Below are 11,520 nucleotides of genomic sequence, written 5' to 3' on the forward strand. Positions count from 1 at the left end.
CCCAAAAGTTAGAACTACCACAGGCCTCCATGACAACCTGGGTGGGCAGCTGTTTATGCATAAATTCAACAAAAGCGTTACGAGACAGCGCCCGGTTAATCTGAACTTTACCAGCTTGGTTCAGCACGCAAACCTGGAAAACTGACTTTGCCAAATCCACTCCGATGAGCTTAATATTCATGATGGATGCCTCCTCTATACTTGTTTGTTGACACTACAAGTGTGGCGCATTTGACGCCGATAGAGGGGAGGCATCCATCTCATCACCCACAAACCAATTGACTAAGCTGTAGTCAACTTGTAGTCTTTTGTCTGTTTAAATATCCAGTATTAAGGTTCAAGGATGACCCGCGCCAGAAAGGAACTCATATCCCTCTCCGATACCCGTTATTATCATTGTATTGCTCGCTGCGTTCGCCGGGCGTTTCTCTGTGGTAGTGACCATTTCTCAGGTCAAAGTTTTGAACATCGACGACAGTGGATTGTCGACCGGCTGTTTGAGTTGTCTGATATTTTCGCTATTGATGTAGCGGCCTATGCAGTTATGAGTAATCACTACCATGTGGTGCTGCAAGTCAATGCTGAATTGGCTGATTCCTGGTCTCAGGATGAAGTAATCGAACGTTGGCGGAAACTTTTCAAAGGGCCTCAATTGGTTGAGCGCTATCTGAATGGAGTTTCATTGGATAGAGCAGGGCTCCTGAAGCTTTCTGAATATGTCGAAGAATGGCGAGAACGGCTTAAATCAATCAGTTGGTATATGAGGTGCGTGAACGAATACATTGCCCGCAAGGCAAATGAAGAAGACGGTTGCAAAGGTCGATTCTGGGAGGGACGGTTCAAATCACAAGCGCTACTGGACGAGGCAGCACTGTTAACCTGCATGACCTATGTGGACCTGAACCCAATTAGAGCTGGTCTTGCAAAAATACCTGAGACATCTGATTACACCTCCATCCAGGAGCGAATTGAAAACCGCGATCTCGCTCCCCAGAAAAACAGACTGGCCAATCTGGCGGGTCATGAGCACCAAGAAAACCTACAAACAGATATACAGTTCCACATAGACGACTACCTGGCCCTGGTTGACTGGACCGGCCGAGCAATTCGGGACGATAAGAAAGGTGCTATACCGTCGCATATACTGCCAATACTCCAGCGCATTCAAGTAGACCCCAGTGAATGGTGTGAGGGTGTTTCCTGCTTTGGATATCGCTTTCCTCGACTGGCAGGGAAAGTCGCCCAATTGGAGCGAGCAGTGACCAGATTAGGGCAGCAGTGGTGTCGGGGAAGACCCATGGCAAGGAAGCTGTTCCTGACCTAGTACCTTGAAGCGCATAGAGCAGCATTTCTGATTCGATGGTAGTTGAATAAGTGTTGGGTTTGACGCGATACTTTCATGAACACATTGGCTAACCCGTTATTTATGAGCGATCACTTCAAATATGCTGTGCCTGTGGAAGCGCTCTGGTCATAATCAAAAACTGGTTGTCGATCAATTAATTGATGCAGGTTAACTTTTAACTTCAGACCGTTTAATAGCATTAGTGATGTAGCATGTTAATAACGAGGCAGGCATGGAAAATACTGACACTAGTACAAAGGCCCATTGGCACAGTATCTCAGCCAATGTCGCGCTTGAAGACCTGGAGTCCTCAACCGAAGGTTTAAGCCAAACAGAAGCCGAAGCGCGCCTTTTAAGCTATGGCGCAAACCGTTTGCCTCAGGTAGCCCGGCGCTCACCTTTCATTCGTTTCCTTCTGCATTTTCACAACATCCTGATCTACGTGCTCATTGGATCTGCGGTAATTACGGCACTACTCGCTCATTGGGTCGATACCGGCGTCATCCTGGCTGTTGTCATTGCTAACGCAATTATCGGCTTTATCCAGGAAGGAAAGGCGGAACAAGCCATGGATGCCATCCGCCATATGCTGGCCCCCCGAGCCAATGTGATTCGTGGCGGTGAGCGTGTAACGATCGATGGCGCAAAATTGGTGCCTGGCGACATCGTGTTATTAGAGGCAGGGGATAAAATCCCCGCTGATCTTAGACTGCTCACAGCTCATGGCTTGTCTGTGCAGGAGGCAATTTTAACCGGGGAATCGGTCCCCGTGGAAAAACACACGAAGCCGGTCGCTGATGACGCAGCCTTAGGAGATCGTGCCTGTCTGGCATACTCTGGCACCCTGGTCACCAGTGGGCAGGGCAGAGGAGTCGTGGTAGCCACCGGTTTAGGTACAGAGATTGGTCGAATCAGTGGGCTTCTGTCGGAAGTGGAAGCGTTAACGACACCACTGGTGACACAGATGGGCGTGTTTGCCAAATGGTTAACCATCTTGATTCTTGTCATCGCAGCGGCCCTGCTTGTGTTCGGATACTTTGTTGCACATTACGATTTCACTGAGATTTTCATGGCTGTGGTGGGGTTATCTGTGGCAGCGATTCCCGAGGGTCTGCCAGCGGTGCTAACGATTACGCTGGCGATTGGTGTACAAGCTATGGCTCGGCGCAACGTCATCGTACGTCGATTACCAGCCCTTGAGACCCTCGGGTCGGTATCAGTTATATGCACAGATAAAACTGGAACCCTGACTCGTAACGAAATGATGGTAGCCTCGGTACTTACTCACAGTCATCTCTTTACATTAGAAGGTAGTGGCTATAACCCCAAAGGTGCGTTGAAGCTTGAAGACACCCACGTGTCTCCTGCGGAACACACCGTTCTGGAAGAATTGGCCCGAGCCGCAACGCTCTGCAATGATGCCGCGCTACGCGAGCACGAAGGTGTGTGGATCGTGGAAGGCGACCCAATGGAAGGCGCGCTGTTAAGCTTTGCAAGTAAAATGGATCTAAACACTCGCCAGGAGCAAACTGCCTGGGTGCGAACGGATGCTATTCCGTTCGATGCCAAACATAGCTTTATGGCAACACTTAATCACAACCATGAGCAACACGCCTTCATATTTGTCAAAGGTGCGCCAGAGCTTATGTTGACCATGTGTTGCAATCAACGCAGCGGCGATGGTGCCACCAAACCCTTGGATACTGCCTATTGGAGCGAACAGGCAGATGCGATTGCCGCACTTGGCCAGCGCGTGCTGGCTTTTGCCGTTAAGGCCGTGTCACCCACACATACCGTATTGGAATATGCAGAGGTATCAGGTTCTTTAACCTTGATCGGAATGGTGGGAATGATTGATCCACCCCGCGCTGAGGCGATCACCGCAGTGGGTGAATGCCATGATTCTGGCATCCAAGTGAAAATGATAACCGGTGACCACATCAAAACCGCGACTGCCATCGGTAAGCAGATTGGCCTGCAAAATACTGACAAAGTCCTCACCGGAAACGATCTGGATGAACTCGACTCTTCGGCGCTGCAGCAGGCAGTATTGGAATGTGATGTATTTGCCCGTACCAGCCCTGAACATAAACTGCGGTTGGTTATGGCCCTGCAATCCCATGGCATGACCGTGGCTATGACGGGGGATGGCGTTAACGATGCCCCCGCACTAAAACGAGCGGACGCAGGAATCGCCATGGGGCAAAAAGGCAGTGAAGCGGCAAAAGAAGCCGCAGAACTGGTGCTGGTCGATGATAATTTTGCCTCCATTGTGGCAGCTGTACGTGAAGGCCGGACTGTGTATGACAACTTAAAGAAAGTCATCAGTTGGACGTTACCAACCAATGCCGGTGAAGCGATGACGATAGTGGTAGCGCTTCTGTTAGGGATGACACTGCCTATTACTCCGATCCAAATTCTTTGGGTAAACCTCATTACTGCCGTAACGCTCGGTATTGCCCTGGCGTTTGAGCCAACTGAAGAAAACACCATGCACCGACCACCGCGCGAGCGCCACGAACCGCTGTTAAATGGCGGTCTGGCGTGGCATATCCTGTTGGTATCGCTATTGTTTGTTTGCGGTGTATTTGGAATTTACCACTACGCGATAGATCAAGGCTACTCAGTGGAGTTAGCTCGCACCATGACACTGAATACATTGGTGGTAATGGAAATTTTCCACCTGTTTTTTATTCGAAATATCTACAGTACGTCGTTAACTTGGCAGGGAGTGCGCGGGACAAAAGTTGTGTGGGCTGTGGTGATTATTATAACGACAGCACAATTCGCGATCACCTATTTGCCGCTTTTGCAATCCGTTTTTGCTACCGAATCGATTCCCATACTCGATGGTCTGCTGATTGTCGGAGTCGGCGTAGCACTATTTACTATCATCGAGATTGAAAAGCAGATGCGACTCGCATTCCAAAGAGTGAAGACGAAATAATGGGAGGCCATAGAGTCAGCTTGTCATCACGGTGAAATTTTACAGGCCACCTGCTGCCGGGCAAAAATCCTTTTTTCCTTCGACGTCATTTTCAGGTCCGGGTATTTGTTGAGTATTTTGGTCCACTGCACTGTGTATTCGCATCGATATTGGTGATTGGGTGGCATCCATTCATCAGGGCCTTTAGCGCCTTTCTGCTGGTTTAAGCTGTCATCGACGGCAAGCAGGTTGTCTGGGTCATTGGCGTAGACTTCTTTTTGTTGAGATGACCAGACATACCCACCATGATCATTTGCCCACTTCAGCGGGATGACATGGTCTATGTCTAAATCACTGGCCTGGTGATAGATCTTGCCACTATAAGGGTCATTCCAGGTGCCTGTAGAAACATTGCAGCCATTATCGGAAAGTGTAACCGGCGCTTTGGTCAGCATCTTTAATATTTTATGCCGAGTGTTCATGCAGTCACGATCCAGATCAGACCAATGTTTCCAATCTTCACGGCGGTACACGGGGGAGAAGTCACGTCCGTCCGTTTCAGCTTCTATTGTTGCGACCTGAATTTGTTTCTGATTGGTAAAGCACTGTTCTTGATGGCAATGATATTCGCCGGTTTTTCGGTCGTAGTGACCGCCTTGAGAGTCTTGTCGGCCGGGATGACCGTATACGACGGCCGAAGAGAGACATAGGATGACCGCGATCAGCCTGATAAATGCTTGCATGATGATAGATTTCCGTAGTGAGTCAAAAAAAACGCCGGTGCATTATGCCGATATTAATATGCACAACAAGAGACTTGATGCCTTCTGAAAAAATCTAATAAGTTTGGTGGCTTCTGGACAGCAACCAGTAAGCAAGTACTAGGGGCTTCTTTAATCGGAATGGATGAGCCGCCAGATGACCTCTACGTCATTGTTGGCCTATCGACCCTTGGAGCGATAGTTTTGGACATTTCAGATGTTTGCCATTGCTAATCGCAATCGATGAAAAGGAGGTCCTGAGGGAAGCAAATATCCGGGAGCATTTTATCGGTGCGTGAAGTTGGTGATGGGCGCCTCGAGCGTTACCAGATGACCTGGCCTGTTCAGTATGCGCATTGCGCGATAGAAAATTGTACTCCAATAGGGAGGGCCTAGTGACGGGTAGTCAAACTTTCCTGAAAAGCGGCATGAAGTCAGAGCTGTCAGATCTTTTCTACAAATCTGTCGTAGCGGATAGTAATGACATTGACAGCAGCTGACATGGACAGTTGACCGACAATAAATAATGACTGGTTTATAACAAAACTCCAAACCCCAGGAGCACAAGACAAACACCAACAATGCGACTGAACTGATCCCCCATCGGCATGATTTTTTCAATCAGCACCAGAATAGTTAAAGCCAGGATCCACTTGAGGCTCATAACACCTGCCACGAACAGCAATGCCATAAGAACCCAACAGCAGCCCAGGCAGTATTGGCCATGTAAAAAGCCCAAATTAATCGCGCCGGTAATTCCTTCTTTCCATTTTGTAGAAAACAAACTTAGCGGGGAGCGACAATATTGTAGACACCGTTGTTTGAAGCCGGTCCATTGATATATACCTGCAACGATTAATAGCAGGGCGCTAAACCCCGGCATGGCACTAACCATCATAGGTGTGAGTAAAGAGAATCTGTGCAGCCAATATTGGGTAAATGTAATTACGGCACAATAAAGCATCCACACCAAGAGGTAACCGACAATGAAATAGAAGGCATGAGTGTAGGGGGCACGCCTGGTCTGTCGTTGCTTATTCATTTTACTCACCAACATGATGACAGGGATTGCCGAAGGCAGCATCATTCCTGCCATCATGATGGCCCACATCACGAACAACATAAATATGTCGAAAGCATCCCACTGCAATACCGGCGACATATTCATGGCCATTTCAAAAACCAGGTAGTACCAGCTTAATAAAATACAAGCGGTTACAGTTAACAATATCGGTCTTTGACTTTTTTCCAGCCATTTTATTTGCTTTGTGAGCAAATCAATTTCCCCAGTTGGCTATGGCCTTTGCTGCAAATCTATCCTCATGTTTAAAGGCAATATTATTGAAATCGACCGACATCTCCTTTGAGTGCCCTATGTTGCCGTCATCCCACATAAATCCGCCGTCTGGGAACGTGATATGCACATTTTGTTCTTTACCTGTTATCGGATTAATCAAGGGTTGCTGTTCAACCGTTAATATCCCTTCAATTGAAAATGAGGATCGTTTTTCATCAACATTCATCGTGATGTTTTTAATAATAGGCCCCTCAAATTCAGTGAACGTTCCGGCAATTGCCTCAACTGGCATTCCACCAGCCTGGCCGGACATGATGGTCGCCAACGCGGTCACTTGTTCTGGCGTTGCGGCACTGTCTATGAAAAGCGCTCCTTTTCCATTCCCTTCGTGAATTGCTTTCGGCCACTGGGCTACGAAAACCATTTTCAGCCCACTTAAATCCAGTTCGTTGAATTGGCCAGATATAATCGAAAAACCTAATATCGCTTCACAGCCTCCAGTCTCGCTGTCAGGAAATCCATCAAATTGGCAGCCACAACCATGGCTACAATTACAACATTCAATCTGATGCATTGATAAGGACCATTTGTTTTCTGTGCTAGACATGACATCACCCCTTGGAATAGTGGAGAGGGAAGTTAAAAATATAGTTCAACAGAGGCAACCATCTAGGAAATTCGATAAAGCCAGGACAGGCGTCTCAACTACGCATACATGGACTCGTTGATGCTCACCCAATGGAAGGCGGCAAAATCTCCAAGTGCTGCTGAAATGCGGCGACCGAAGGGAGATTTCGAGCCAGGACAATTGTCCCAGCCCGGCGAGGAATTTACACATAAAGTATATTATGCGGACTTGACAGCAGAGTTGTCGAAGCCAGGAAGTTAGCCGCTTCTAAGTCAAACAGCTGATGCTTGCTGTATCTCAGTAGTGATAGAATGAACAGGCAGTTACTTTAAAAAGGAGGTAAATAGTGTCTCAAGATGAGAAGGCTAAAAAGGAAAAGGTCCCATATTTGACGGCGGCAGATATGATGGAGCTAAAGAAAGCCGTGGAGAAAGCTCGTGAAGAGGTGAGAAAGCATCCCGAGAAGTACAAGGAGTTTAGCAAGTAATGGCGATTGAAGTATTTTTATCACCGAACTTGCAGCTAGCTCGAAAAGCCAACCCTAAGATTACTGAGATTAGGGATGCCTTCAAACTCTACAATGAAACTGGAAATGCCGGCCTGATATTTGGTCGGTACGGTGAAATGCTTCGGCCTCCTGAGGCGATGTTTGAAGAGTTAAATCATATTCATATCCTGCAAGGGTCACCTTCATACTTGAGAAGACTACAGGTTCGCAATCAGTATGAGCGAAAGAGTGATTCTTTTCTGGTTTTTTGCCCTGGGTTTCATTCCAAAGACAATGTTCTGATGATTGATATTCTATGGGAGGATGCGCATAAAAGGACAGAGGATATGTGGCTAATGGATGAATATATTAAGGTTGCGAAGCGATTTAGAGCGAGGTATTGAAATGGAATGGCAAAGCGGTACTCCTAAAAAACCTGCATGGTATGTGGTCGCTATTCTATATAACAACGGAATGGGAACCTTTGGGTGCGCCAATTGGGATGCTGATCATGGATGGTCGTTGAAGGATGACAACATAATTGCCTATATACCGGTGATTGATTTGTTGCGAAGCGCCAAGGTTGAATGGCCTGAACACTTAATGCCTGACCAGGAATAGTAGTCTTCTCTGCCGGCGTAACCTTGTTGACTGCGCCTTTACTTCATGGCCGCACCGGCCATTATAGGCGGCCACAGGCCTTGTGAGACCGCCTTTGTTCCATACGCCGAAAGCAGAGCCCGCCAGGGCGACTCCCAACTACTGAGACCACCGATGTGCGGACACCCGTCCGCCTTATAGGCTTCCGCGAAGCGGGTCACCGCGGCGAAGCGCGGATGCAGGCTAGGGTCGCCCCGTTAGTAATACGGGGTGAAACTCTGAGCATCGCGGACAATCGCAACTGTAATAGAGTGCAGAGCTTATGCGGGGTTGTGAGTGGCTGGAATCCACGTAGGCCCACCCATAACTTCGCATAATATATATTATGTTAAATTGCATGTGTGAACCCAGATAAACGGAATTGCTTACAACTCTTCAGCACCTAAAAAACGCTCCTCCCTTACATTCACTAAGTCTGCATGCCGATTTAGGATGCTCCCTATATTTCGCTATGCAAACTTTAGAGAAATGATTGTCAAGTTTCGCAAGGCTTGAGGGGCTTTAGGGTGCTCACCGTTAACAATTTCAGTCAAAGTGCCGAACGTTCCGGGATAAATAAATACCGAAAGACCGCGCTCCTTTAGGCAGGCAAAAATTGCAAACTCTTCAATGAAGTAATCTATTGATCGGTCCACTAAACATCGATAAGCAACATCCTTAGGCGTAATGTTGCGTCGCTTATGGTACGAAGCACTGAAAGTCTCTAAAGACGCTAATAATCGGCGGTCATTGTTAACAAGATTACATAATTGATCGTAATGATTCTTGTAGCTAGGCCACTCCTGAACTTCACTGCACTTCAAGAACCTGAAATTCAACTTGTCATTATAGGATGCGAAAAGAGGATTGAGCTTCTCAACGAAGTCGTTCCCCATATGAATAGCTCTCTCGTATGCATCATCCGGGTGCAATCCTTGAGATAGCTCTAGAGTTATCCGATGTATGCTGTCTCCAACAAGAACAGTGCAGTTGCGAGAACGCCTACTTATCCAATTGAGGATCGCGGAAATTTTAGGGGGATTAAATTTGGAATTACCTAAGCTGATGCCCAGGAAACAGGCTAAAAATGCATTGGCATCTTCACGGCGCTGCTTAGGAGAAACCCTATCGACTCTAGCTTTGTAGCTTGTCGAATGGGGAGTTTTATCTGAGATATCATATTGTAAAGCCGACATATCGTTGCCCTCCATGGTCGAATATGTTTCCGAAGGATCGACGAACTTCCCGCTCGTTATAATTGGGTAATCTTTATATATGCTTAACTGCACCTACCCGTGACACTCTCTTATATAAAGTCTATAGCTGAGCAGTCACTATTGCAATGCATACAAAATTCAGTCCAAGTTCATAGGTTTGCAATTCAATGTAGGCTGCAGCTATGCCGCCCCTGAGGCGTATTTTTGTGTCTGTCCCCTGCTCTGTTGTAGCTTAATTCACTATTAACTCATTTTTAAGCATCAGGGACGAGGTCGTTCATATGAACGGTTTATGATTGAAAAAAGTCATCAGAACGAACGATATTAATTGTGTGGGGTTGTCATAGAATGCGAGTGCGGGGTGTTGGGGGATTTGCTGCTCTTGGGGCGTATCCAACGCATTACGCAACCCCCTCCTTCGATAAAGCGGAAAAACAATAAAAGGAACTTAACCCATGCTCTACACACTTCAAACCTCCCATGGAAAATCTTCCATCAGGCCTGCTGCAGCTTTGTCTTTCGAGCAGACGAAGCCCACGACAGAAACAATTTCTTTGAACAAACATTGCAGTTCGGTCGCGAGCGGTTCGATAAAGAAGGGCTTTGCCGTTTTCGCAATGGCTCTTGCCGGCGCCGCTGTCAGCTTCTCGGTTCAGTCTGCAAACTTTAATGACAAGTTCGAGCTTGATGACAAAAAAGCGCCGGAAACTTTTGAGGAATATCGTTTCGACAACCCTCTGCGTCAGGCAATTCAATCTGGCCAATTGACCGAAGAACAAGCCAAGATTATGCGTGGTGCGAACTTTCCTGAATTTGCTCGTTTATACTTTCCAAAAATCACTATACCTGTTGAGCGTGAAAAGTTCCGCGGAATCTGGCGGTACTATGATCATGACAGCAGGATATCCCCATCTGATGACAAGTCATGCTATGTGAATGGTCAACGGTATTGCTCAACATATGACGGTAGCTTATCCCGGCCTGTCTATGACAGCCATGCAGCGACGGATTTTTGGACCAGCTTTATTGATTTCGGTAAGCAAGGAGATGTCGGAAACTATTTGGTAAACCCTTTTCCCGAGGGAGCCGTCACCTACGTCACCAAGGTTGCTGAAGGGATTCCGGACTGCGATAGCAGCTCGCCCAGCTGCCAACACCTCACCGGATCCGGCAATTCACTGGTGCTGAAAACCTACCTGAATAAAACGCCTGACGATTGTGCCAAGGAGGCTTTTGGCGAAAGCGCACTTCAGCAATGCATTGATGACATTCCAAGTTGGTCTATTGCCAAGTTAGAGTTTTTTCACCTGGAATGCGGCACCGTAATGAATGGTGATGTCGAAGGTCCTGCCAGACAATGTGAGCAGCTCATGCCAACCCCTGATGTTCCGATACGAGTAAATTCGCTGCAACGCCTGGCCAGGATTGGGTATTCAGGCGAGGCGTCTCTTCGAGGCTCGCACATTCACATGTATCTTAGTGGTATGTCCCTTACGGATCCGTTTGCAGGCCCCAACAACCCTGTTATCAAAGAATCCCTGTTCTTCGATCAATCCCGGGTTGAGCGCCTAGAGAACTACGCCTCGAATGGTGATATGCATTTTCGGGTAAATGGCACATTTTTTCCTCAAATTGAAAACCAAGCGGTAAATGAATTCACTTTCACCTCGTTGTCGGATATCAGGCATCTCTGGGTCGTGGAAGCGCCCAATGGCGCGCTGGGTAATCTTGGCCCGGCAGATAAGGTGAAGATGTTCGATTTGCTTGAAGAAGCGGTTATTGACGGCGACCCTGTTGTAACTTCCAGAATGCAAGCGGATCGCAACGGTAAAGAGTATAGGCATTATACTGTCAAATTCACCACGAAGAAGAACCTGCTGCCCTACTCTGGCGAATGGGGAGTCGTGGCTGAAAACAGTGCCGGAAAAACCAGCAACACTGTCTACATGGGGTAGTGACCGGGTAGCTGCGATAACCGCCAACTTTTTTTGCAGGTGATTTTTCTACGGGAAATTACGGTTTGAGGTTGGTTTGTGATGGCGAAACCGCAACTTTCTGCGTAAATGCCTCAGCAGTGGTTATCATCCAGTTCAATCAGTCGCTTGTTCATGTCTTCTGGATGCTCCCAATACACCTTTCCTTTTCTGGGTGCGATTTGAAGGGTTAAATGCTTGGCGATGTCGTCATCGTCGCAGTCAGGTGCGCCAAGCACCCATACTG

General features: G+C 47.5%; 10 protein-coding genes and 1 pseudogene. 6 read left to right on the top strand and 5 right to left on the bottom strand.

All coding sequences use genetic code 11. The features are described from left to right. A pseudogene (locus F566_RS0101185) lies at nt 1–181 on the bottom strand (IS110 family transposase); the annotation flags it as partial. A gap of 162 nt (nt 182–343) precedes the next feature. On the opposite strand from F566_RS0101185, the gene F566_RS0101190 reads away from it, so the two are divergent. Next, nucleotides 344–1,324, top strand: coding sequence for a transposase (locus tag F566_RS0101190; RefSeq protein ID WP_020405149.1), 981 nt, complete (start codon nt 344–346; stop codon nt 1,322–1,324). 253 nt (nt 1,325–1,577) lie between these two features. Further along, nucleotides 1,578–4,292 (top strand): cation-transporting P-type ATPase, encoded by a 2,715-nt coding sequence (locus tag F566_RS0101195; protein ID WP_020405150.1) that lies wholly within the window; start codon nt 1,578–1,580, stop codon nt 4,290–4,292. A 26-nt stretch (nt 4,293–4,318) separates the two neighbouring features. Here the strand turns inward: F566_RS0101195 and F566_RS0101200 are convergent, their stop codons facing one another. The 3 genes from F566_RS0101200 to F566_RS0101210 form a co-directional block, all read right to left on the bottom strand. Next, nucleotides 4,319–5,014, bottom strand: coding sequence for an HNH endonuclease (locus F566_RS0101200; RefSeq protein ID WP_020405151.1), 696 nt, complete (start codon nt 5,012–5,014; stop codon nt 4,319–4,321). Nucleotides 5,015–5,567: 553 nt separating this feature from the next. Then, nucleotides 5,568–6,308, bottom strand: coding sequence for a DUF2182 domain-containing protein (locus F566_RS0101205; protein WP_051085230.1), 741 nt, complete (start codon nt 6,306–6,308; stop codon nt 5,568–5,570). Between the two features lies 1 nt (nt 6,309). After that, a complete protein-coding gene (locus F566_RS0101210) occupies nt 6,310–6,936 on the bottom strand; it encodes a DUF1326 domain-containing protein (protein ID WP_020405153.1) in 627 nt (208 codons plus the stop codon). A gap of 367 nt (nt 6,937–7,303) precedes the next feature. Here F566_RS0101210 and F566_RS36660 point away from each other — a divergent pair, with 367 nt between their 5' ends. From F566_RS36660 to F566_RS0101230, 3 genes are read left to right on the top strand one after another with little or no spacing between them, the layout of a single operon-like run. Further along, nucleotides 7,304–7,444, top strand: a complete 141-nt coding sequence (locus F566_RS36660; RefSeq protein WP_020405155.1) for a hypothetical protein — start codon at nt 7,304–7,306, stop codon at nt 7,442–7,444. After that, a complete protein-coding gene (locus F566_RS0101225) occupies nt 7,444–7,848 on the top strand; it encodes a type II toxin-antitoxin system YafO family toxin (protein ID WP_020405156.1) in 405 nt (134 codons plus the stop codon). The genes F566_RS36660 and F566_RS0101225 overlap by 1 nt, the downstream gene beginning before the upstream one ends. A 1-nt stretch (nt 7,849) precedes the next feature. After that, on the top strand, nt 7,850–8,065 hold the full coding sequence (locus F566_RS0101230; protein ID WP_020405157.1) for a hypothetical protein: 216 nt from the start codon (nt 7,850–7,852) through the stop codon (nt 8,063–8,065). A 488-nt stretch (nt 8,066–8,553) separates the two neighbouring features. On the opposite strand, the gene F566_RS0101235 is transcribed toward F566_RS0101230, so the two are convergent. Further along, nucleotides 8,554–9,279 carry a tRNA-dependent cyclodipeptide synthase gene (locus tag F566_RS0101235; protein WP_020405158.1) on the bottom strand — a complete coding sequence of 242 codons (726 nt, stop codon included), beginning with the start codon at nt 9,277–9,279 and terminating at the stop codon, nt 8,554–8,556. 476 nt (nt 9,280–9,755) lie between these two features. On the opposite strand from F566_RS0101235, the gene F566_RS0101240 reads away from it, so the two are divergent. Further along, on the top strand, nt 9,756–11,255 hold the full coding sequence (locus tag F566_RS0101240; RefSeq protein ID WP_020405159.1) for a hypothetical protein: 1,500 nt from the start codon (nt 9,756–9,758) through the stop codon (nt 11,253–11,255). The last annotated feature ends 265 nt before the right edge of the window (nt 11,256–11,520 follow it).

This window comes from Hahella ganghwensis DSM 17046 (assembly GCF_000376785.1).
GTDB lineage: Bacteria > Pseudomonadota > Gammaproteobacteria > Pseudomonadales > Oleiphilaceae > Hahella > Hahella ganghwensis.